We start from the raw sequence: 21,825 nt of genomic DNA, 5'->3' as shown, positions 1-21,825 counted from the left end.
CTGACCCTCAATCACGATGACCTGCTCGACGCCAGTGGCCTGAACTGCCCCGAGCCGGTGATGATGCTGCACAACAAGGTGCGCGACCTGTCGCCGGGCGGCCTGCTCAAGGTGATCGCCACCGATCCCTCGACCCGTCGTGACATTCCCAAGTTCTGTGTGTTCCTCGGCCATGAGCTGCTCGGCCAGGCCGAGGAAGACGGCACCTACCTGTACTGGATCCGCAAGAAGACGGACTAGCCAGCCCAGGATTCGGCGTCGCGCCCGGCGCCTTTCCATCCCGTTTGCCCCGGCGCCAGGCCGCAGCTGTTCAGCACGGTCTGCCAGGCCTTGACGTGACGCGCCGTGGCGGCGCGAAACGCCTGCCACAAGCCATCCTGTTCGCCAGCCAGTCGCTGCAGGTGCTCGCGGGTGGCCAGTGGAATGCCCTCGACGCGCTGCAAGTGGTGCAGCGCCGCCTGCCACTGCTGGCCGCGCTGGTCGACCTGGGCCAGATAAGGCTGCAGGCCGCCGGCGTAGAACTTGACGAAGATGTTCTGCAGGATGCGCCCGCGTGGCGTCGCCTTGCCCAGCGGGCACAGGGGGCGCGTGCGCTGGCGCTGCTCCAGCAGTTCACTGCCGACGTCGAGGGTGTGGCGCAGGCTGGCCAGGCTGGTGATCAGCTGGCCGCCTTGCTCGCTGGCGTAGAGCGCGAAGAACAGCGGGTCCAGGGTGTCGCTGCCCGGCGGCAGCTGGCGGGGCAGGGCCGCGCCGAGGCTGGCCAGGCGCTGCAGGGCGTCGAGGGCGGCGTTGTCTTCCTGGCTGCCGAGCGGCAATGCCTGGTCGGCGAAGCGCAGGTAGTGCTCGAACTCCGGGCTGCCATTGAGTGCGTTCCAGAACACGGCGGGCAGTTGCCGGCGTTTCTCTGCGGCCAGGCGTTGCAGGGTGCCTTTCAGGCTGGCGCTGTCCGGCAGGTGTGGCAGGCAATCGTCGATGGCGCGCAGCAGGTCGCCCTCGTAACCCAGACGCTGGCTGGGCAGGAGCTGCTTGCCCAGGCTGCTGTTGCGCTGGCTGATGAGTTGCTGCAGGTGCGGGCAGCGCCGCGCATCGATCACCAGGTCGAGCAGGCCGATGCGCAGTTCCGGCAGCTCCAGCAGGCGCTGGCGTCGCGCGGGCAGGCGATACTGGCTGAGCGTGCGCGTGTCGAAGGGCGCGAAGTCCGCGCCGTCGAGCGAGCGCTGCAGGCGCTCGAGGTAGTCGCGCTGCAGTGCCAGCCCGTCGTTGCCCGGTTGGCAGCCGGCCAGCAGCAGGAGGCCGAGGAACAGGACGAGTCGTGTCATGGGCTCAGTCTAGAGCCGATCCCCCGGCTATCCAATCGCCCTCGTTCAGGCCGCGTGACGAATGCGCCTGCGTGCGCTGCGCGCCAGGCGAATGGCGAGCATCACCGCCGCGCAGGTCAGGCCGACCACCAGGCCCTGCCACAGGCCGCTGGGGCCGCTGGGTTCGCCGAGCCAGTCGGACAGCCCCAGGGCGTAGCCCACCGGCAGGCCGATGCCCCAGTAGGCGAAGAGCGTCAGCAGCATGGTGATGCGGGTGTCCTGATAACCACGCAGGGCGCCGGCAGCGGTGACCTGGATGGCATCGGAGAACTGGAACAGCGCGGAATACACGATCAGCGTCGCCGCCACCGCGATCACCGCCTTGTCCGGGGTATAGATCTGCGCGATCTGCTCGCGCAGCAACAGCATCAGGCTGGCCGACAGGCAGGCGTAGCCCAGCGCGGCGCCCATGCTCACACCGGCTGCGAAGCGCGCCTCGCGCGGCTGCCCGCGCCCCAGTGCCTGACCGACGCGCACCGTGGAGGCCATGGCCAGCGAGTAGGGAATCATGAACACCATGGAGCTGAAGTTCAGGGCGATCTGGTGCCCGGCGACCACGGTCGCGCCGAGGCCGCCGATCAGCAGGGCGATCACCGCGAAGATGCTGGATTCGGCGAAGACGGCCACGCCAATCGGCACGCCGATGGCCAGCAGGCGGCGGATCACGGCCCATTGCGGCCACTCGAAATGAGCGAACAGCCCGCTGGCGCGGTAGTAGGGCGCCCATTTCACCCAGACCAGCATGCCGATCAGCATGAAGCCCATCACCAGCGCCGTGGCCCAGCCGCAGCCGACACCGCCCATGGCCGGCAAGCCGAACTTGCCGTAGATGAAGATGTAGTTGGCCGGAATGTTCAGCATCAGGCCGATGATGCCCAGCACCATGGTCGGTCGCGTGTGGCCCAGGCCGTCGCTGAAGCAGCGCAGTACATGGAACAGTGCGACCGCAGGAAAGCCGCAGGCCACGGCCCGCAGATAGCCCATTGCCGGGGTGACCAGGGCCGGCTCGACATTCATGTGGCGCAGGATGAACTCGGCATTCCACAGCAGCGTCGCCGCGCTGCCGCCCACGGCCAGGGCCAGCCACAGGGCCTGGCGTACCAGCGGGCCGATGCTCGGTTCTTCGCCGGCGCCGAAACGCTGTGCGACCTTGGGTGTGGTCGCCAGGAGCACGCCGGTCATCAGCAGGAACACCGGTACCCAGATCGAGTTGCCCAGCGCCACGGCGGCCAGGTCCTGCGGGCTGACGCGCCCGGCCATCAGCGTATCGACGAAGCCCATGGCGGTGTGCGCCAGCTGGGCGATGATGATGGGGGTGGCCAGCAGGAGCAGGCTGCGCAGTTCCGTGCGCACGCGGCCAAGGCGGGTGTCGGTGGACATTTCGGTTCTTCGGGAAGGCAGGAAACCGCGTAGTCTACGCCTTGACGTGTCGGTCAGGAAAGGCGCGCAGGCGAGCCTGATGCATTGCAGTCATTTGCCTTTCAGTACCCCGGCAGAAGCTGCCACCACGCAGCCCACGCCAATCACCTGCAGGGCTGACAGGGTCTGCGACAGGACCACGAAACCAAGGAGTGCCGCGACTGCCGGCTCGAGGCTCATCAGCAGGCCGAACACCGCCGTGCTCAGTTTGCGCAGCGCCTGCATCTCGAGCACGTAGGGCAATAGTGGTACCAGGAGGGCGAGGCCGGCGCCCTGGATATACAGCTGCGGGTCATGCAGCTGAGTCGCCTGAGCGAGCCCGATCGGTGTCATGATCGCCGCAGCTGCGAGCAGGGACACCGACAGGCCTTGCAAGCCGCTGAACTGGCTGCCTACGCGCTTCATCAGCAGGATGTAGCCGCCCCAGCCGAGAGCGGCACCGAGGGAGAACAGCAGGCCACGGGCGTCGGTGACCCAGCTCGTGCCGTCGTAAGCGATCAGCACGACGCCGACGAGCGACAGTGCCGGCCACAGATAGGCGCGGTAGCCGGAAACTCCGGCCAGGGCGATGCAGATGGGGCCGAGGAAATTGATCGCGACCACCAGGCCGAGCGGCGCGCTGCGGATCGCCTGGAAAATGGAGGTCGTCATCAGCGCCATGGCGGCGCCGAGCAGGAGTGCGCCGGTCCATTGCTGGCGGTTGAAGCTCAGCAGCTTCGGGCGAACGATCAGATAGAGGATCGCTGCAGCGAAACAGAGTCGCACCCAGGTCGTGGTGTAGCTGCCGAAGCGCTCCATCACATCCAGTGACAGCGAGGCCCCCAGCTGGATGCTGAGCATCGAGATCAGGCAGAACAGGATAGCCGCGACGACACCGTTCCTGAGGCGTGGCGAGGTGCTGTGGCGAGGTTGGGTCGGGTTCGACGGGGTTGCTTCGGTGAGGTCTTGCATCGGCGTTCCGGAGTCGTGGCACCTGTTCTCGGCACGGGGGCGTGATGAGGTTCATGGGGCCTGGTGGGTCGAGACCCGGAGAAAGTACCCAGCGTCTGCGGACAACGCGATCAAGTTATCGTTATGCCACGATTAGCGCCGCTTATCGTGGATGGCCCGCAGGCGTTCGCTGCACCGGAGCTGCGGCCAGGACGGGGCTTCGTGATACAGTCGCCGGCTGTTTCAAGGGCTTTCAATGGATGCCGCTGCGTGAATAGCGATCTGGACAACGACCTGCTGCGAGCCTTCGTCACCATCACCCGCACGGGGTCCTTCAGTCGTGCGGCGAAGTTGCTGCATCGAACGCAAGCTGCGCTCAGCCTTCAGGTGAAACGGCTCGAGGACGATCTGGGCGTGAAGCTGCTGGAACGCTCGCCCAGAGCGGTGGCGATGACCGAGGCAGGGGAGACGTTGTTGCCCTATGCCACCAAGATCCTGAGCCTCGGCGAAGACGCCAGACGTGCACTGCAACCCAGCGGCCAGGTGGAGACCATTCGTATCGGCATGCTGGAAGATATCGCCATCGGCGCGTTGTCCAGGGTGCTGGAGCGTTTCACCAGCCACCATCCGCATGTGCAGCTGGAAATCGTCATCAATGATAGCCAGGCGCTGTCGCGGATGTTGCGCGAGGCCAGGCTGGACATGGTCATCGCCGACAGGCAGCAGGTCGATGCGCTTCCTGCGTTCAGCTGGAACGAGCGCCTGGTCTGGGTCGCCGCGCATGGCTTCAGGATGCCCTCGGGGCAGGATGCGCCAGTGATCGCATTCGGCAAGGGCTGTGTCTGGCAGGCTCCCGCGCTGGCTCAGCTCGATGCCAGTGGTGTCTCCTGGCGCGTGGTGCTCAGCAGCGCCAACCTCGGCGCTATCTGTTCCGCAGTCGAAGCGGGCATGGGCATCTCCTTCATGCTGGAATACAGCGTCAACCGAAGCGCGCTGCGCATTCTCGGCTCCGAGGATGGTCTGTGCCAGGACGGCTCGGTGGAGATTGGTGTGTTTCTGCGTGAGGGCGGTGGGCGTTCCGAACAGTGGATGGCGCTGTATGCGGCCATCTGCGCCGAGGTAGCCACAGGCCGTGGCGCCGAGTTGCCGGTTGTGGCCTGAGCCGGCTGCGTCAGGCGCAGCCTTTTTTCTTTGCGCTGAGTAGAATCTGCAGCGAACAACGGAGTCTTGCATGCTGATAGTCGCTGACGAAAACATTCCCCTGCTCGATGAATTCTTTGCCGGTTTCGGCCGTATCCGCCGCCTGCCTGGACGTGCGATCGGCGCGGCGGACGTGCGCGATGCCGACCTGCTGCTGGTGCGCTCGGTGACCCAGGTCGATCGTGCCCTGCTCGAAGGCAGCAAGGTCCGTTTCGTCGGCACCTGCACCATCGGCACCGATCATCTGGACCTCGACTACTTCGCCGAGGCGGGCATCGCCTGGAGCAGTGCGCCGGGCTGCAATGCCCGTGGCGTGGTCGATTACGTGCTGGGCAGCATCCTCGCCCTGGCCGAGCGCGAGGGAGTCGACCCGGCCACGCGGGTCTACGGCGTGGTGGGCGCGGGGCAGGTTGGCGGGCGCCTGGTCGATGTGCTGCAGGCGCTGGGCTGGCAGGTGCTGGTCTGCGATCCGCCGCGACAGGCTGCCGAGGGCGGCGCGTTCGTCGATCTGCAGCGGATCATCGAGGCGTGCGACGTGATCAGCCTGCATACGCCGCTGGATGCTTCGACACGCCACCTGTTCGATGCCCGGCGCCTGGCCGCATTGCAGCCTGGCACCTGGTTGATCAATGCCAGTCGCGGCGCGGTCGTGGACAACGCCGCCCTGCGCGAGCTGTTGCCGGTGCGGCGTGATCTTCAGGCCGTGCTGGATGTGTGGGAGGGGGAGCCGCAGGTCGATGTCGAACTGGCCGCGCTGTGCCAGCTGGCGACGCCGCATATCGCCGGCTACAGCCTGGACGGCAAGCTGCGCGGTACGGCGCAGATCTATCAGGCCTGCTGCCGCGTTCTCGGCGTGGCCGAGCAGGTGAGCCTGGCCGATCTGCTGCCGCCGCCCTGGCTGGGTGAGCTGTGCATCGGCGCCAGCGCCGAGCCCGGCTGGCTGCTGACCAGCCTGTGCCGGGCGGTATACGACCCGCGGCGCGACGACGCCGATTTTCGCCGCAGCCTCGTGGGCGAGGCCGCCACGCGCCGCGCGGCATTCGACCACCTGCGCAAGCATTACCCCATGCGTCGCGAGATCGACGGGCTGCGCGTACGCCTCCAGGGCGAAGCGCCGCAACTCGCCAGGCTGGTGCAGGCGCTGGGCGCAACCTTGGTGTAACGCTGCGACCAGGCAATGAGGCGCTATCCATGCGCCTTATTTTTGTGGGTATTAAATTGCATGCAATTTAATTGCTCGCTATTTTGTTCGCCACTCTCATCCATTCAGGACGATTCCCATGAGCAATGTGCTTTTCGATATTCCGGTCACCACCATCAAGGGCGAGCAGAAAACCCTGGCGGACTTCGGCGGCAAGGCCGTGCTGGTGGTCAACACCGCCAGCAAGTGCGGCTTCACTCCCCAGTACAAGGGCCTGGAAAGCATCTGGCAGCAGTACAAGGACAAGGGCCTGGTGGTGCTTGGCTTCCCCTGCAACCAGTTCGGCAAGCAGGAGCCGGGTGACGAAGGGGCGATCTCCGAGTTCTGCGAGCTGAACTTCGGTGTCAGCTTCCCGTTGTTCAAGAAGGTCGACGTCAATGGCAGCGATGCGCATCCGCTGTTCGTGCAGTTGAAGAAGCGTGCGCCGGGCCTGCTCGGCAGCCAGGGCATCAAATGGAACTTCACCAAGTTCCTGATCGGCGAGGATGGCCAGGTGGTCAAGCGTTTCGCCCCGACCACCAAGCCGGAAGAGCTGGGCAGCGAGATCGAAGCGCTGTTGCGATGAGTGCATCCGATAGCGCGCAACTGCAGCTGGACAACCAGCTGTGTTTCAAGCTGTACGCGGCGTCACGCGCGGTCATTCGTGCCTACAAGCCGATGCTCGACGCGCTGGGCCTGACCTACCCGCAGTATCTGGTGATGCTGGTGCTGTGGCAATGGCAGGACGAGGCGCCGGTGCAGCCCACGCTCAAGGCGCTCGGCCAGCGCCTGCAGCTGGATTCGGGGACCCTCACGCCGCTGCTCAAGCGCCTGGAGCAGATGGGCCTGGTGCTGCGGCGGCGTTCGGCAAGCGACGAACGTGAGGTGCATCTGGCACTGAGCGAGGCGGGGCAGGACTTGCGCGCGCAGGTCCCGCCATTGAAGGCCCAGCTGCTGTGCCAGTTCGCCGATCAGGAGCTGCTGGAGATGGAGGGGCTGCGGCGCAATCTGGACCAGCTGCTGGCCAGGCTCAACGGCTGACGCTCTCCGGCAGCCAGGTGTTGAGCATGTTTGCCAGCTCCTCGCGCTGGAAGGGCTTGGCCAGGTAATCGTTCATGCCGGCGGCGCGACAGCGTTCGCGCTCGTCGGACAGCGCATTGGCGGTCAGGGCCACGATCGGCAGTTCCGGCCAGCGACCATTGCTGCGAATGCGTCGGCTGGCTTCGTAGCCATCCATCACCGGCATGTTGCAGTCCATCAGGACCAGGTCGACGGACTCCTGCTCCAGCACGTCCAGGGCCTCGGCGCCGTGGCCGGCGATCAGTACCTGGTAGCCGAGCTTGCTCAGCATGCCCTTGGCCACCATCTGGTTGACCGGGTTGTCCTCGACCAGCAGCACGCGGGCCGAACTCGAGCGCGTCGGCTTGACCTGAGCGTCGTCATGCACGTCGCCGTCGTCGCTCTGCAGAATGTGCCGCAGCACCTGGATCAGGCCACTGCGGGACAGCGGTCGGGCGATCTGCAGCAGGGGCATGAGACGCTGCGCCTGATCGTGCGGCAGGAAGTTGCCATAGGCCGTCACCAGCAGCACCGGTGTGCTGATGGCCGGGCGAATGCCGAGCAGGCACTCCGGGCAGTCGCTGATCAGCAGGTCGGCGTCGACGCCGAGCAGGCTGGCATCGGTATCCAGGCGGCGGAAGCCCAGGCCCCAGGCGGGCAGCCACTGGCTGAGCATCTGCTGCAGGCCGCTGCTGGCGGCGGTCAGCGCGACGATGTTGCCTTGCAGCAGCGGCTGCGGGTTGGCCTGCGCATGCGTGGGCAGCGGCAGCTCGGCGCGGAACTCGCTGCCGAAGCCTTCCTTGGAATCGAGGCTCAGCTGGCCATGCATGGCCTCGCAGAGGCGGCGGGTCAGCGCCAGGCCGAGGCCGGTGCCGCCATACTCGCGGGTGATACCCACCTCGGCCTGGGCGAAAGGCTGGAAGATGCGCGCCTGGGCTTCCTCGGAGATGCCGATGCCGGTATCGCGCACACGGATGCAGATCCCCTCGGGGCAGCGCGTCAGCGCCAGGTCGACGCGGCCGAAGCGGGTGAACTTCAAGGCGTTGGACAGCAGGTTGCTGACGATCTGGCGCACCCGGGTCGGGTCACCCAGCACCTGCGCCGGCAGCGCGGGGTCGATCAGGCAGGTCAGCTCGACGGCACCTGCCGCGTTCTGCGACAGCAGGCTGGCGGTTTCTTCGGCCAGGGCGCCGATATCGAACGGGATGGACTCCAGTTCGAGTTGCCCGGCCTCGAACTTGGACAGGTCGAGGATATCGTTGAGCAGATCGACCAGTACCTTGCCGGAGTCATGGGCGATGCCCAGCTGCTGGCGTTGTTCGGCACTGAGCGGGCCGTCCAGCGCCAGGGCGAGCATGCCCAGCAGGCCGTTGAGCGGCGTGCGAATCTCGTGGCTCATGTTGGCCAGGAAGGCCGAACGCGCCTGCGCCATGTTCAGCGCCGTGGTGCGGGCGACCTCGAGTTCGCGGTTGGACTGGCTGAGGCGGGCATTGGTGGCCTTGAGTTCGGCCGTGCGCGCCGAAACGATGTTCTCCAGCTCGTTCAGGTACTGGGTCAGGCGGTCCTCGGCATTGCGCCGCTGCTCGATTTCCTGGGCGATGCTCGACAGCTGGCGGTTGGTGACCTCCACCAGAATGCCGATCTCATCGCGCTCGTGGCCTTCCGGGCAGGGCACCGGACGATGCTGCGGGTCCTGCGGGTTGCGCTCGCTGAGCGCGCGGATCACGCCGGTCAGCGGCTTGGTCAGCATGAAGTAGAACAGCACCAGCAGGATCAGCGACAGCAGCAGGCTGCGGGCGAAACCGGTCAGCAGGGTCAGCAGGGAGCGCCGCAGAAAGTGGCTGCCGAAGGCATAGGTGTCGACCTCCAGGCGCAGAATGCCCAGCGCCTCATGGGGCGCATGGGAGACGAAGAGCGGGTCCTGAAATTCGCGTTCGGCGCTGAACAGGCTGTCGCTGAATACCCTGTAGCGGCTCTCGCTGCGCGGCCGGCTGACGCTGGCCAGCACCAGGCCGCTGTTGTCGATCAGCTCGGCGCGGGTAACCGCTGGCGAGCGCAACAGGCCGAGCACCAGCTCCTGGGCCAGTTCCGCGTCGATGTTGTAGGCGATGCGCGCTGCCGGGTTGTGGCTGATTTCCAGCAGGGCGCGAATCTCTCGGTTGATGGAGGCGTCTTCGCTGGCATAATCGATCGCCACCTGGGTGACGCTCAACAGCGTGCCGAGGATAAACGCCACCAGCACGGTCAGGCCGGCCTGTTTGAATGACAGGCGATTGGTGAGCGAAATATCCATGAATATGTGCGTGTCTCTGATCCTTGGCGCATGCCAAGCATAGCTGATCGCGACGCTGTATCGGCAGAGCCTGCAACGTGCGGTTCTGCGCAAAAGGAGTAGTCGATCGTGGATTCCCGATTGCTGGACTTTCTGGCCCGTGCCGAGCAGGTGCTGGAACGCCTTGAACCCTTGCTGCCGGCGGTACGCCCGCACGTGGACTGGAGCCACTGCGTGGCGGCGCGCTGGGTGCGTGATGGCCGCAGTGGTTTCCTGCAGCCGCTGGACGTGTGCCTGGACCTGTCGCTGAGCGATCTGCTGGGGGTGGATGTCCAGCGCGAGCAGCTGGCGCGCAACACCCGTCAGTTCGTCAGCGGCCTGCCGGCCAACCACGCACTGCTGTGGGGGGCGCGGGGGACGGGCAAGTCATCGCTGGTGCGCGCCCTGCTCGCCGAGCACGCTGCGGCAGGCCTGCGCCTGATCGAGATCGAGCGCGACCACCTGGCCGATCTGCCACGGGTGGTGGAGTTGCTGGCGGGGCAGTCGCAGCGTTTCGTGCTGTTCTGCGACGACCTCTCGTTCGAGGCGGGCGAGGGCGACTACCGGGTGCTCAAGAGCGTGCTCGACGGCTCGCTGGAGCAGGCGCCGGACAATGTACTGCTGTACGCCACCTCCAACCGCCGCCATCTGGTGCCCGAGCGGCAGAGCGACAACGAGAACTGGAAGATGGTCGATGGCGAGCTGCACCCCAGCGAGGCCGTCGAGGACAAGATCGCGCTGTCCGACCGCTTCGGTCTGTGGCTGTCGTTCTATCCCTTCAGCCAGGAGCACTTCCTGATCGTCGTGCGTCATTGGGTCGAGGTACAGGCGCGCCAGGTCGGCCTGCGCTGGAACTGGGACGAGGCGCTGGAAAAAGCCGCCATTCGCTGGGCGCTGGGGCGCGGCAACCGCAACGGCCGTTGCGCCTATCAGTTCGCCCGTCACTGGGTCGGCCTGCAACTGCTGGAGCAGCAAGCATGATCGATCTGTCGCAAACCGGCTCCGGTCTCGATGGCTACCGCTTGCTGAGCGCACAGCTGGAGGCGCTGCTCAGCGGCGAGCGGGATTTCATCGCCAATGCCGCGCAGTTCTCCGCCTTCCTCTTCCATGAATTGGCGGACCTGAACTGGGCGGGTTTCTACCTGGTCAAGGACGGCGAACTGGTGCTCGGGCCGTTCCAGGGCAAGGTTGCCTGCGTGCGCATCCCCTTCGGCCGTGGCGTCTGTGGCGCCGCTGCTGCCAGCCGGCAGACGCAGCGCATCGAAGACGTGCATGCCTTCGCCGGGCATATCGCCTGCGACAGCGCCTCGAACAGCGAGCTGGTCGTGCCGCTGGTGAAGGATGCCCGACTGATCGGGGTGCTGGACCTGGACAGCCCGTCGCTCGGGCGTTTCAGCGAGGTCGATCAGGCCGGGGTCGAGGCGCTGGCGGCGATCTTCCTGGCAGCCAGCGACTGCTGAGCCGTGACGGGGCACCAGCGGCCGCGCACCTGCGCGGCTGCGTGCCCACGACCGGTGTACCTTGCGCAACGGCTCAGGACAAGCGCTGCTCAAGTCATTAAACTCGCCCGGTTCCCGCCATTCCGGATTTCGCACCATGCAGCACCCCGCCGAACACTCTCCGCTGGGCAAGTCCAGCCAGTACATCGCCGAATACAGCCCCGAACTGCTGTTTCCCATCTCGCGCACGACCAAGTGGGCCGAGCTGGGCCTGGATGGCGCCAACCTGCCGTATCAGGGCGTGGATTACTGGAACTGCTATGAGCTGTCCTGGCTGCTGCCGTCCGGCAAGCCGGTGGTGGCCATCGCCGAATTCGCCATCCCGGCCGATTCGCCGAACATCATCGAGTCGAAGTCATTCAAGCTCTATCTCAACTCGCTGAACCAGACGATGTTCGCCAGTTGGGACGAGGTGCAGGCAACCCTGGCCAGTGATCTGTCTGCGGTGGCCGGCAAGCCGGTGGCCGTGCGTCTGCGTTCGCTGGCGGAAGTGGCGGAGGAGGGCGTGGCGACGTTGCCGGGCCAGTGCATCGACGACCTGGAAATCAGCGTCAGCCAGTACGATCACCCGCAGCCGGAGCTGCTGCGTTGTGACGCCGGACGGTTGGAGGAGGCCTGCCTGCACAGCCACCTGCTCAAATCCAACTGCCCGGTCACCGGTCAGCCGGACTGGGGTAGCCTGGTGGTGCACTACCAGGGCGCGGCGCTGGATCCTGCCAGCCTGCTGGCCTATCTGGTGAGCTTCCGTCAGCACGCCGACTTCCACGAACAGTGCGTGGAACGCATCTTCCTCGACCTGCAGCGCCTGCTGAATCCGCAGTCGCTGACCGTCTATGCGCGCTACGTGCGCCGTGGGGGACTGGACATCAATCCCTACCGCAGCACGGCGGCGATCACTAGCGATAACGGTCGTCTCGCGCGCCAGTGATGCCATGAAAAATGCCGCCCTCGGGCGGCATTTTCTGCTGGAGGCGCCGGTGTCATCCGGCGCAGGCTGTTCAGATGCCCATGTTGGCCAGGCTTTGCATGATGTTGCGCAGGGTACCGGCGAGCGTGGGGTGGCTGGCCTCGAAACGCTCCACTGCCAGGTTGACGCCATCGACCAGCGTCGCATCCGGTGCAGCCGCGGCCTCGCGCGCCAGTTGCACCTCGATTTCCTGGGTCAGCAGGTAAAGCGATGCCCGTTCTTCCTCACTGAGCGGCGTGTCCTGGGCCAGGTGTTGCTGTAGGGCGTCCAGTTGCTGCTGCAGGTCGCTTGCTGGCATAGAGTTCTCCTTGTCGAATCGGCATAGGCATTGACCCCAGGCCATGCTGGAAGTTTTCCGCCTGTACCTGAAGGGTACTCCAAGCGCAGCGCTTTTGCCTGATCCGGATCAACCGCTCAGGGTCTTTCGCCCTTGCTGCGGCGCATGCCGATGTCGTCCAGGCTGGCGGCGATTTCGCCCAGGTGATCGACCACCGAATGAGCGCCCAGGCGATAGAGTCGCAGCGTGGCTTCGGCACGCAGACGCTCCTGCTCGTTGCCGGCCAGCGCCTGCCAGTCGGCCGGGGCATGCCCGCACAAGGGGCCGCAGGCGGCCAGACCGATGGTCCAGCAACCGGCGTTCAGCCCGGCCTGCAGCAGCAGCGGGTTGCCGCTGACCAGGATGCAGCCGTCCAGGCGCTCGACCCCCAGCTGGGTCAGCGCTTGCCAGCAGCTGTCGGGGGCCGGCCAGGCTCTGGCCTGCTGCGGCAGGGCTGCCAGCACCGAGTCCGGCAGCGCCTCGGCCAGGCGCAGGCTGGCATCGCTCGGCAGCCTGTCGAGCCAGGCGCAAGGCACGCCACCGTTGGCCAGGTCATTGAGCAGGCGTTCGGCGCCTGGCGCCAGCTCGGCGTGTTCGCCGGCCACCTCGCTGAGCGTCTCCCGCAGGGCCTGCAGCTGCGCTGGCGTCGCGGCGCGCCCCAGCGAAGCCTCCAGTGCCTGCTGAGGGGTGTCGACAGGCGTCGTCGTGCTGCATTCGGGGTAGAGCCGTTGCAGGGCGACGGGCAGCGTGCGCGCGCCGAAGTCGACCAGGCAGCCGGATAGCTCGAAGAGGAGGGCGGTCGGGGAGGAGGGCATGGCAGCGTCCGTGGCAGTGGCCCCACTCAATCTACTGACGCGGGATGACCGTCAGGTGACAGCGAACAGCGCGCGCACGTGGTCTGGCAGGGCAACGGAGCGGCCTCCGGCGTGATCGACCCACACCAGCTTGCAGTAACCTTCGCCGTACAGCGTCTCGGGATCGTCCAGCGTGCTCAGGCGATGCTCGACCACCAGGCTGCTGCGGCCAGCCTTGCCGGCGCGCAGCTCGACGATCACGGTCGCCGGGTGGACCACGGGTTTCAGGTAGGTGTGCTGGGTCTGCAGCACGACCGGGCCCTGGGGCACGTTGCTCATGGGTACGCCCGCCAGTTCGAGCCAGGCGACGCGGGCTTCCTCCAGGTATTGCATGTAGATGATGTTGTTGACGTGTCCGTAGCTGTCCATGTCGCCCCAGCGTACGGGGATGTGGGCGGTATGCAGCAGTGTCTTATCGGTCATGGCAATTGTTCGCTATGCTGCCCAAGGCGGGCTACTGGCTTTATACTACGCGGCCTTCGGGCCGCTGGCGGTGGCCACGTTATTTTCCTCAAGGAGAGAATTCAATGCATGTGACCGGTACTCGCTGGATCGCGCGCCTGGGCAGTCTGGTCGCGCTCGTTGGCCTGAGCTGCTTGCCTGTGCTGAGTCAGGCGGCGTCGGAGGATGACCCCTGGGAGGGCTTCAACCGCGCCATGTTCAGCTTCAACGACACACTCGACACCTACGCGCTGAAGCCGGTCGCACAGGGCTATCAGGCCGTGACGCCGCAGTTTCTCGAGGACGGCGTGCACAATGTCTTCGGCAATATCGGCGATGTCGGCAACCTGGCCAACAACCTGCTGCAGGGCAAGTTCCACGATGCCGGCGTCGATACCGGTCGTCTGCTGTTCAACACCACCTTCGGTCTGCTGGGCTTCTTCGATGTGGCCAAGCACATGGGGCTGCAGAAGAACGACGAAGACTTCGGCCAGACCCTCGGCGCCTGGGGCGTGGAGAGCGGGCCCTACCTGGTGATCCCGTTCCTCGGCCCGAGCACCGTGCGTGATGCCACCGGCCGCGTTCCGGACAGCTTCCTGACGCCCTATCCGTACATGGACCACGTGCCGACCCGCAACGTGACCCGTGGCGTGGAAGTCATCGATACCCGTGCCAGCCTGCTGCAGGCCGAGCGCCTGGTCAGCGGCGACAAGTACATCTTCATCCGCAACGCCTACCTGCAGAGCCGCGAGTTCAAGGTCAAGGACGGTGAGGTCGAGGACGACTTCTGAGCACCTTGGCGGATGCAAAAAAGGCGGCCCTGGGCCGCCTTTTTCGTAAGGGCAGATTTCAGCTCATGGAGAGGATGGCCAGCCCAAGCGACTGACGGCCGTCCTCGAGGTCACTGATGCGCACCACCTCGGCCTGGGCATCGAGGCCCGCCAGCTCGTTGTGTTCGGAGGGGATGTGGACCTTGACCTTGTCGCCCATGCTCAAGGTGACTTCGGCCTCGATTTGCATGCCGGTACTGGAGAGATCCAGGCACATTGCCGGGATTTCCCGGCCAGCATGATGGAGGATGACTGGAGCTTCCAATCGCATGCGGATGTAGTCGCGTTTCTCGCTGTACGCTCGATCGTTCTGACTCATGGACCCTGTCCTCTTCTTATGAGCTCTCCCGCGGCTCTTATAACCCCCGCCGATTTGACCTGTAAAGCCGCCGAACGACGACCGGTCCCGGCTTGAATCGCTGGACAGATGGGAGTACCGTCTGCCCCTTGAAATCGCCCTGGCGCCACCGATGCGGCGCCGCGCTACGGGCAGTGACCAAAAATTGCCCTGGCGCAGTTTGCCTGGATACCCCATGCACAAAACCAGTGCCACTCTGCTGATCATCGACGACGACGACGTCGTGCGTGCAAGCCTCGCGGCCTATCTCGAAGACAGCGGCTTCAAGGTGTTGCAGGCCAATAACGGTTTGCAGGGGCTGGAAGTCTTTCAGCAGGAACACCCCGACCTGATGATCTGTGACCTGCGCATGCCGCAGGTCGACGGACTCGAGCTGATCCGCCGAATCAATGCGCTGGGCATCGAAGTGCCGGTCATCGTGGTGTCCGGGGCCGGCGTGATGAACGATGCCGTCGAGGCCCTGCGCCTGGGTGCGGCCGATTACCTGATCAAGCCCCTGGAAGACCTGGCCGTGCTCGAGCACTCGGTAAACCGAGCGCTCGACCGCTATCGCCTGCGCCAGGAAAACCAGCGCTACCGCGACAAGCTCGAAGCGGCCAACCGCGAGCTGCAGGCCAGCCTGCACCTGCTGCAGGAAGACCAGAACGCCGGGCGCCAGGTGCAGATGAACATGCTGCCGGTGACGCCCTGGCAGGTGGATGACCTGACCTTCGCGCATCAGATCATTCCGTCGTTGTACCTTTCCGGTGACTTCGTCGACTACTTCCGTATCGACGAACGGCGCATCGCCTTCTATCTGGCGGACGTCTCCGGGCACGGCGCGTCCTCCGCGTTCGTCACCGTGCTGCTCAAGTTCATGACCACGCGCCTGCTCTACGAGTGGCGTCGCGGCGGCGGGCTGCCGGAGTTCAAGCCCTCGGACGTGCTCGGCCACATCAACCGTGGGCTGATCAACTGCAAGCTGGGCAAGCACGTGACCATGCTCGGCGGGGTGATCGACCAGGACAGCGGTACGCTGACCTACAGCGTCGGTGGCCACCTGCCGCTGCCCGTGCTGTTCGAGAACGGCCAGGCCCGCTATCTGGAAGGGCGTGGTCTGCCGGTCGGCCTGTTCGAAGAGGCCGAATACAACGACCTGGTCATGGCGCTACCCGAGTCGTTCAGCCTGACCCTGTTGTCCGATGGCATCCTCGACCTGTTGCCGGGAGAGACCCTGAAAGACAAGGAATTGGTGCTGCCACAACTGCTTAGCCAGGCTGGCGGTACCCTGAGTGGTTTGCGTCAAGTTCTCGGTCTGGCCAATCTGGGCGAGATGCCGGATGATATCGCCTTGCTGGTGTTGAGCAGGAACCTTGCATGAATCCTGGGATGAGCCCCGGTCGCATCCAATTCGCCGAGCAGGACGGTACCTTCGTCCTGAAGTTCGTCGGTGAAGTCCGGCTGACATTGTGTTCAGCGCTGGATGCCACGATTGAAAAGATTTTTACCGCACTGAATTTTTCGGCCATCGTCATCGACCTGACCGAAACCCGCAGTATCGATAGCACCACGCTCGGTTTGCTGGCGAAATTGTCCATTCTGTCCCGGCAGAAGGTTGGCCTGTTGCCCACCGTCGTGACCACGCACGACGATATCACCCGCCTGCTGGAGTCCATGGGCTTCGATCAGGTGTTCAATATCGTCAACCGGCCGATCCCTTGCCCGGAGTGCCTGGACGACCTGCCTTCGCAGGATCAGTCCGAGGAAGTGGTCAAGGCCAAGGTGCTGGAAGCGCACCGTATCCTGATGGGGCTCAACGACTCCAATCGCGAGGCCTTTCACGATCTGGTCAGCGCGCTCGAACGGCACTGACCTCGGGCGTAATCGAAAGGGGGCGTCAGCGTGGCTGACGCCCCTTTTTTCATTCAGGCCGTGGCGGTCAGCAGCGCCTCGAGCTTTTCCTGGTCGCGGGCGAACAGACGAATGCCCTCGGCCAGTTTCTCGGTGGCCATCGCGTCTTCGTTCAGCGCCCAGCGGAAGGCACTCTGATCGAGACTCTGGCGCGGCTCGCCCGCTGCCCCCGGCGCCAGCTGGCGGCTCAGCTGGCCGTCGTCCTCGGCCAGTTTCTGCAGCAGCTCGGGGCTGATGGTCAGGCGGTCGCAGCCAGCCAGTGCTTCGATCTGGCCGAGGTTGCGGAAGCTCGCGCCCATCACCACCGTGTCATAGCCATTGTGCTTGTAGTAGTCGTAGATGCGGGTGACCGACTGCACGCCCGGGTCTTCACTGCCGACGAAGTCGCGGCCTTCGGCCTTCTTGTACCAGTCGTAGATGCGGCCCACGAACGGCGAGATGAGGAACACGCCGGCATCGGCGCAGGCCTGGGCCTGGGCGAAGGCGAACAGCAGGGTCAGGTTGGTCTGTACGCCCGCTTTCTCCAGGCGTTCGGCCGCGCGAATGCCTTCCCAGGTCGAAGCGATCTTGATCAGCACGCGTTCGCGGCCGATTCCCGCTTGTTCATAGAGACCGATCAGGCGTTCAGCACGCTGCAGGGTGGCCTCGGTGTCGAATGACAGGCGTGCGTCGACCTCGGTCGAGATACGTCCCGGGATGACCTTGAGAATCTCCTGACCGACCGCGACGGCAAAGTGATCGCAGGCCAGGCCCAGGTCCCCCTTGCCCGCGTCGACGGCCTGGCGCAGGAGGTCGGCATAGCGGGGCAAGGCCGCGGCCTTGAGCAGCAGCGACGGGTTGGTGGTGGCGTCCACCGGTTGCAGGCGAGCGATGGCGTCGAGGTCGCCGGTGTCGGCGACTACGGTGGTGAACTGCTTGAGTTGTTCCAGCTTGGAGGTCATGACGTGGCCTTGTCGTTGCGGATGGCATGACCTTACCCGAGGCGCTCCGGGCGCTCAACGGTCGGGTCACTGACAAAATTTACCTGCATGGGATGCGCTTTTTGCTCGCTCGTTCGTCTTTATCTATACAGGCGTGGTAGAACGCCCCTGAGTCGGTGGAGTCCGACTTGTAACGAGCAGCCAAGGAACCCGAATTATGTCGACCCAGACCCAGCCCTCTCGTTCACTCGAAGGTGTGCCGGACACGCGCCAGTGTCGTGAGTGGCTACAGGCGGTCGGGCTGCGCTTCAGCATGCCCCGGCTCAAGGTGGTGGAGGCGCTGTGCGTGGCGGATGAGGAGCAGGGCGTATCCGCCCGCGAGCTGCATCAGCAGCTATGTGACGCCGGCGAGCCGCTGTCCCTGGTCAGTGTGCGCCAGGTCCTGCGGCGCATGGAAGACAACGGCATGGTCCGGGCGACAGGGCGCAGCCGCTATCGCCTGGTGACGCCGGCTCAGTGTCCGCGCAGCAGTTCGGCTGCCTGATCGAGCAGGCCCAGCGGGTCCTGGACCTTGTTCAGGTCGGTCGACAGCAACTGGCGGAAGCGGCGTGCGCCGGGAAAGCCCTGGGCCAGGCCGAGTACGTGACGGCTGATGTGGTGCAGGGTGCCGCCGTCGCGCAGGTGCTGCTCCACGTAGGGACGCATGGCGAGCAGGGCGTCCAGGCGCGTGATGCCATTGCCTGGCGCGCCGAACAGGCGCTGGTCGACCTGCGCCAGCAGGAAGGGGTTGTGATAGGCCTCGCGGCCGAGCATCACGCCATCGAACGTCTGCAGGTGCTGCTCGCATTCCTCCAGGGTCTTGATGCCGCCATTGAGGACGACCTCGAGGTCGGGGAAGTCCTGCTTGAGCTGGGCGGCGATGTCGTAGCGCAGCGGCGGAATCTCGCGGTTCTCCTTGGGCGACAGGCCTTCGAGGATGGCGATGCGCGCGTGCACGGTGAAGCTGCGGCAGCCGGCATCACGCACCTGGCCGACGAAGTCGCACAGCTCGGCATAGCTGTCGCGACCATTGATGCCGATGCGGTGTTTCACCGTCACCGGGATGCTCACGGCATCCTGCATGGCCTTCACGCAGTCCGCCACCAGCGCCGGGTGGCCCATCAGGCAGGCACCGATCATGTTGTTCTGCACCCGGTCGCTGGGGCAGCCGACGTTCAGGTTCACCTCGTCATAGCCGTGTTCTTCGGCCATCTTCGCGCAGGTCGCCAGGTCCTGCGGGTTGCTGCCACCCAATTGCAGGGCCAGTGGGTGTTCGCACTCGCTGTAGCGCAGGAAGCGCTCGCGATCACCGTGGATCAGCGCACCTGTCGTGACCATCTCGGTGTAGAGCAGGGCATGGCGCGACAGCTGGCGCAGGAAGTAGCGGCAGTGACGGTCCGTCCAGTCCATCATCGGTGCCACGGAGAAGCGGCGGGACAGGGCAGGGCGAGTGGTGGTGGCGTTTTCTAAAGACATTTGGGATGACGCGTTCTGACGTATTTACTGGGGTTTCAGACAAGAAACTTTGGCGCGGCGCTGTTCTACTGGTACAGGTCGCTGACGTGATGTAGCTGCGGGCGGCGATGCGCCAGTTTACCAGAGCTGTGACTTTTCTCTCGTGGCGCGTATCGGTTTAACGCTAGATGCTACATGCTTCAGGTCGAGCCGCATTCCAGACAGCGGTCAAATAACAACAACGCCTGCGTGAATTGCCTGCATGAAGATTCAACCTCTGCCTCCGCTCAACAGCCTGGTGGCGTTCGAGTCGGCCGCGCGAAACCTGAGTTTCACCCTCGCGGCCAAGGAACTTAACGTCACCCAGGGTGCGATCAGCCGACAGGTGCGCCTGCTTGAGGACTACCTCGGCAAGACCCTGTTCGAGCGCACCACCCGTGAAATCAACCTCAGCCCGACCGGTAGTCACTACTACGACACGGTGCGCGAATCCTTGCTGCAACTGGCCCACGCCACGGGCGAAATCCGTCACTGGCGCGGCGCGCAGCAGGTCACGGTGGTGACCAGTACCGCCATGGCCTCGCTCTGGTTGTTGCCGCGGGTCGCCGAGTTCCAGCGTGACAACGAAGAAGTGGATCTGCGCATCATCGCCTACGACCACGTCAAGGACTTCTCGCGCCTGGATTGTGATCTGGCGTTGTACTACTGCCGCACACCGCCGAAGAACATGCAGGTGACGTCTCTGTTCGCCGAAGAAGTGTTCCCTGTATGCAGTCCAGGCTACCTGGCCAAACACCCGGATTTCTGCGACCCGGCGCAGCTGGCCACTGGAACCTGGCTATGGCTGGAAGACCCGCAGCGTGACTGGATCAGCTGGCCGGAGTGGTTCCAGCGCCTTGGCTACAAGGCGTGTGAGCCGAGGCATAGGATCAACATCAACAGCTACTCGATGCTGATCCAGTCGGCGCTGAGTGGGCAGGGTATTGCGCTGGCCTGGTCGAATCTGGTGGACAACTATCTGCAGACCGGCGCATTGGTGCGGCCTATCGATGTCACATTGCACACCGATGCGCAGTTCTGCTTGCTTGAGCCCCTGGGGCGCAGCAGTCGGCAGAGTGTGCAGCGCTTTCGCAACTGGTTGATGGAGCAGGTCGCCAGCACGCCTGGTGACGAGGCTCAGGCGGGTTGAAGCGAAGCTGCCGCAGGCTTTTGGCCTGAGGCAGCTCGTACATTACCCGTAGCGCGGGCGATCAGTGAGAAGGGCGGTTTCGCGGCTGTTGGCGTAGAACCGCTGCGCAGCAGGCAGCGCTTGCCGGGTTGACAAGTGCCTGCAGGGCGTTGCGCAGTGACGGCAAGATGGCACCGGCGACAGCGCGGTACAAGCCATTTCTCGTCATGAGTCGATGAGCCCACGACATGTATCAGTCTGCGGATTTTCTGGGCTGGCTAACTGAGCCTCACTTATATTTATGATTTTTAGTCATAAATGTTGCCGCAAAAATCGTTTGTCGAACAATCCCCTGCTTTTCGACACTGGTGACCAACGAGCAGCGCCCGAAGGCCTGCCGATTACCACCACCGTGCCTTGCAGGGGATAACAACAATGACTCAAGCCACATCTCAGCAAATCCCAGTGCACCAGCTGGAAACCATACTTGCACCGATTCATGAAGCCACCGGCCTGTCCAACGCGTTCTACACCGACCAGAAGCTGTTTGAGCTCGAACGCGATCAGATCATGGGCACGACTTGGGCCTGCGTCGGCTTCGCCAGCGATCTGAGCCAGAACGGTTCGGTAAAACCGGTCGACTTCATGGGCCTGCCGCTGTTGCTGATGCGCAACCGTGAAGGCCAGGTGCAGGTGTTCCACAACGTCTGCAGCCACCGTGGCATGAAGCTGGTGGAAGAGGCTGGCACCGTGCAGGGCGTGATTCGCTGCCCGTACCACTCCTGGACCTATGACCTCAACGGCGGTCTCAAGGGCACGCCGCACGTTGGCGGTATCGACAAGCACAAGGACGAGCGTTTTGCCTGCGAGAAGCATGGTCTCAAGGCCATCCGCAGCGCCATCTGGATGGACATGGTGTTCGTCAACCTGTCCGGTGACGCGCAGCCGCTGGAAGAGATGCTGGCGCCGCTGACCGCGCGCTGGAGCCAGTTCCTCGGTGATGACGGCATGAGCCTGATGCGCCGCCGCGCCAACATGGACTCGACCACCCTCGACATCGCCTGTAACTGGAAGCTGGCTGTGGAGAACTACTGCGAGGCGTACCACCTGCCGTGGGTGCACCCGAGTCTGAATACATATTCGCGTCTTGAGGATCACTACAACATCCTCTTCGACGAGCAGTTCGCCGGCCAGGGCAGCTACGCCTACAACCTCTCCGATGTTGCCGGCACCCACTTGCCGCAGTTCCCCAGCTGGCCGCAGGACCGCCTGCGCAACGCCGAGTACGTGGCCTTCTTCCCCAATGTGCTGCTGGGAATCCAGGCCGACCATGCCTTCGCCATGCAACTGGAACCGGTTGCACCGGGCCGTACCATCGAGCACCTGCGCCTGTTCTACGTGGGTGACGAGGCGCTGAGCGACGAGTACGCCGCTTGCCGCAACGCCATTCTGGAATCGTGGAAAGTGGTGTTCGCCGAAGACATCGCCTCGGTCGAAGGCATGCAGAAGGGCCGTCATTCGCCGGGCTACGGCGGCGGCGCGTTCTCCCCGGAGATGGATATCCCGACGCACTACTTCCACCAGTGGGCCGCGCGCAAGTTGCTGACCATCGCGCAGAACGCCTGAGGAGG

At 64.7% G+C, this 21,825-nt stretch carries 24 protein-coding genes; 14 read left to right on the top strand and 10 right to left on the bottom strand.

The window, feature by feature from the left end; translation table 11 throughout:
* Positions 1 to 240: a sulfurtransferase TusA gene (tusA, locus tag EWH21_RS15125; protein WP_172979220.1), complete on the top strand. Its 240-nt coding sequence runs from the start codon at positions 1 to 3 to the stop codon at positions 238 to 240.
* Here tusA and EWH21_RS15120 read toward each other — a convergent pair.
* From EWH21_RS15120 to EWH21_RS15110, 3 genes are all read right to left on the bottom strand, one after another.
* A complete protein-coding gene (locus tag EWH21_RS15120; protein ID WP_277698724.1) occupies positions 237 to 1,319 on the bottom strand; it encodes a DUF3080 domain-containing protein in 1,083 nt (360 codons plus the stop codon). The genes tusA and EWH21_RS15120 overlap by 4 nt on opposite strands.
* A 45-nt stretch (positions 1,320 to 1,364) precedes the next feature.
* Positions 1,365 to 2,738, bottom strand: coding sequence for an MATE family efflux transporter (locus EWH21_RS15115; protein ID WP_037050662.1), 1,374 nt, complete (start codon positions 2,736 to 2,738; stop codon positions 1,365 to 1,367).
* Positions 2,739 to 2,828: 90 nt separating this feature from the next.
* Complete coding sequence (locus EWH21_RS15110; protein ID WP_277698723.1) at positions 2,829 to 3,728, bottom strand: EamA family transporter; 900 nt, start codon at positions 3,726 to 3,728, stop codon at positions 2,829 to 2,831.
* A 249-nt stretch (positions 3,729 to 3,977) separates the two neighbouring features.
* On the opposite strand from EWH21_RS15110, the gene EWH21_RS15105 reads away from it, so the two are divergent.
* The 4 genes from EWH21_RS15105 (at position 3,978) to EWH21_RS15090 (ending at position 7,128) form a co-directional block, all read left to right on the top strand.
* Positions 3,978 to 4,868, top strand: a complete 891-nt coding sequence (locus tag EWH21_RS15105) for a LysR family transcriptional regulator (protein ID WP_277698722.1) — start codon at positions 3,978 to 3,980, stop codon at positions 4,866 to 4,868.
* Between the two features lie 70 nt (positions 4,869 to 4,938).
* Positions 4,939 to 6,069, top strand: coding sequence for a 4-phosphoerythronate dehydrogenase PdxB (pdxB, locus tag EWH21_RS15100; protein WP_277698721.1), 1,131 nt, complete (start codon positions 4,939 to 4,941; stop codon positions 6,067 to 6,069).
* Between the two features lie 118 nt (positions 6,070 to 6,187).
* A complete protein-coding gene (locus EWH21_RS15095; protein WP_277698720.1) occupies positions 6,188 to 6,673 on the top strand; it encodes a glutathione peroxidase in 486 nt (161 codons plus the stop codon).
* Positions 6,670 to 7,128, top strand: a complete 459-nt coding sequence (locus tag EWH21_RS15090) for a MarR family transcriptional regulator (RefSeq protein ID WP_037050670.1) — start codon at positions 6,670 to 6,672, stop codon at positions 7,126 to 7,128. Before EWH21_RS15095 ends, EWH21_RS15090 begins: the two co-directional genes overlap by 4 nt.
* On the opposite strand, the gene EWH21_RS15085 is transcribed toward EWH21_RS15090, so the two are convergent.
* On the bottom strand, positions 7,118 to 9,439 hold the full coding sequence (locus tag EWH21_RS15085; protein WP_277698719.1) for a response regulator: 2,322 nt from the start codon (positions 9,437 to 9,439) through the stop codon (positions 7,118 to 7,120). The two genes, EWH21_RS15090 and EWH21_RS15085, sit on opposite strands and share 11 nt — an antisense overlap.
* A gap of 108 nt (positions 9,440 to 9,547) precedes the next feature.
* Between EWH21_RS15085 and EWH21_RS15080 the strand changes: the two genes are divergently transcribed.
* The 3 genes from EWH21_RS15080 to queF all read left to right on the top strand — a co-directional run bounded on the left by EWH21_RS15080 (position 9,548) and on the right by queF (position 11,884).
* Entirely contained in the window at positions 9,548 to 10,438 is an 891-nt protein-coding gene (locus tag EWH21_RS15080; RefSeq protein ID WP_037050673.1) for an ATP-binding protein, read from the top strand.
* Positions 10,435 to 10,917: a GAF domain-containing protein gene (locus EWH21_RS15075; RefSeq protein WP_152489044.1), complete on the top strand. Its 483-nt coding sequence runs from the start codon at positions 10,435 to 10,437 to the stop codon at positions 10,915 to 10,917. Before EWH21_RS15080 ends, EWH21_RS15075 begins: the two co-directional genes overlap by 4 nt.
* 136 nt (positions 10,918 to 11,053) lie before the next feature.
* Positions 11,054 to 11,884, top strand: a complete 831-nt coding sequence (gene queF, locus EWH21_RS15070) for an NADPH-dependent 7-cyano-7-deazaguanine reductase QueF (protein WP_277698718.1) — start codon at positions 11,054 to 11,056, stop codon at positions 11,882 to 11,884.
* Positions 11,885 to 11,954: 70 nt separating this feature from the next.
* On the opposite strand, the gene EWH21_RS15065 is transcribed toward queF, so the two are convergent.
* The 3 genes from EWH21_RS15065 to EWH21_RS15055 all read right to left on the bottom strand — a co-directional run bounded on the left by EWH21_RS15065 (position 11,955) and on the right by EWH21_RS15055 (position 13,516).
* Positions 11,955 to 12,221 (bottom strand): DUF4404 family protein, encoded by a 267-nt coding sequence (locus EWH21_RS15065; RefSeq protein ID WP_047591445.1) that lies wholly within the window; start codon positions 12,219 to 12,221, stop codon positions 11,955 to 11,957.
* A gap of 116 nt (positions 12,222 to 12,337) precedes the next feature.
* Entirely contained in the window at positions 12,338 to 13,054 is a 717-nt protein-coding gene (locus EWH21_RS15060; protein WP_277698717.1) for an HAD family phosphatase, read from the bottom strand.
* 51 nt (positions 13,055 to 13,105) lie between these two features.
* A complete protein-coding gene (locus tag EWH21_RS15055) occupies positions 13,106 to 13,516 on the bottom strand; it encodes a thioesterase family protein (RefSeq protein ID WP_047591441.1) in 411 nt (136 codons plus the stop codon).
* 104 nt (positions 13,517 to 13,620) lie between these two features.
* On the opposite strand from EWH21_RS15055, the gene EWH21_RS15050 reads away from it, so the two are divergent.
* Positions 13,621 to 14,325 carry a VacJ family lipoprotein gene (locus EWH21_RS15050; protein ID WP_152489040.1) on the top strand — a complete coding sequence of 235 codons (705 nt, stop codon included), beginning with the start codon at positions 13,621 to 13,623 and terminating at the stop codon, positions 14,323 to 14,325.
* Between the two features lie 58 nt (positions 14,326 to 14,383).
* Here EWH21_RS15050 and EWH21_RS15045 read toward each other — a convergent pair whose 3' ends face one another.
* Complete coding sequence (locus EWH21_RS15045; RefSeq protein ID WP_037050688.1) at positions 14,384 to 14,683, bottom strand: PilZ domain-containing protein; 300 nt, start codon at positions 14,681 to 14,683, stop codon at positions 14,384 to 14,386.
* 214 nt (positions 14,684 to 14,897) lie between these two features.
* Here EWH21_RS15045 and rssB point away from each other — a divergent pair, with 214 nt between their 5' ends.
* Both rssB and rssC read left to right on the top strand, forming a co-directional pair.
* Positions 14,898 to 16,082, top strand: a complete 1,185-nt coding sequence (gene rssB / locus EWH21_RS15040; protein ID WP_277698716.1) for a two-component system response regulator RssB — start codon at positions 14,898 to 14,900, stop codon at positions 16,080 to 16,082.
* Between the two features lie 8 nt (positions 16,083 to 16,090).
* Positions 16,091 to 16,573: an anti-sigma factor antagonist RssC gene (gene rssC / locus EWH21_RS15035; protein WP_037050692.1), complete on the top strand. Its 483-nt coding sequence runs from the start codon at positions 16,091 to 16,093 to the stop codon at positions 16,571 to 16,573.
* 53 nt (positions 16,574 to 16,626) lie between these two features.
* Here rssC and tal read toward each other — a convergent pair whose 3' ends face one another.
* A complete protein-coding gene (gene tal, locus EWH21_RS15030; protein WP_277698715.1) occupies positions 16,627 to 17,553 on the bottom strand; it encodes a transaldolase in 927 nt (308 codons plus the stop codon).
* Positions 17,554 to 17,749: 196 nt separating this feature from the next.
* Here tal and EWH21_RS15025 point away from each other — a divergent pair, with 196 nt between their 5' ends.
* Entirely contained in the window at positions 17,750 to 18,076 is a 327-nt protein-coding gene (locus EWH21_RS15025) for a transcriptional repressor (protein ID WP_152489038.1), read from the top strand.
* On the opposite strand, the gene dusA is transcribed toward EWH21_RS15025, so the two are convergent.
* Positions 18,046 to 19,047, bottom strand: coding sequence for a tRNA dihydrouridine(20/20a) synthase DusA (gene dusA, locus EWH21_RS15020; protein WP_277698714.1), 1,002 nt, complete (start codon positions 19,045 to 19,047; stop codon positions 18,046 to 18,048). The two genes, EWH21_RS15025 and dusA, sit on opposite strands and share 31 nt — an antisense overlap.
* A 241-nt stretch (positions 19,048 to 19,288) precedes the next feature.
* Between dusA and EWH21_RS15015 the strand changes: the two genes are divergently transcribed.
* Positions 19,289 to 20,215 (top strand): LysR substrate-binding domain-containing protein, encoded by a 927-nt coding sequence (locus tag EWH21_RS15015; RefSeq protein WP_277698713.1) that lies wholly within the window; start codon positions 19,289 to 19,291, stop codon positions 20,213 to 20,215.
* Positions 20,216 to 20,629: 414 nt separating this feature from the next.
* Entirely contained in the window at positions 20,630 to 21,820 is a 1,191-nt protein-coding gene (locus tag EWH21_RS15010) for an aromatic ring-hydroxylating dioxygenase subunit alpha (protein WP_052178383.1), read from the top strand.
* The last annotated feature ends 5 nt before the right edge of the window (positions 21,821 to 21,825 follow it).

It is taken from the genome of Pseudomonas sp. REST10 (assembly GCF_029542605.1).
Lineage (GTDB): Bacteria > Pseudomonadota > Gammaproteobacteria > Pseudomonadales > Pseudomonadaceae > Aquipseudomonas > Aquipseudomonas khazarica.
Note: the sequence above shows the minus strand (reverse complement) of the source record. Positions and strands in the feature narration are given on the sequence as shown.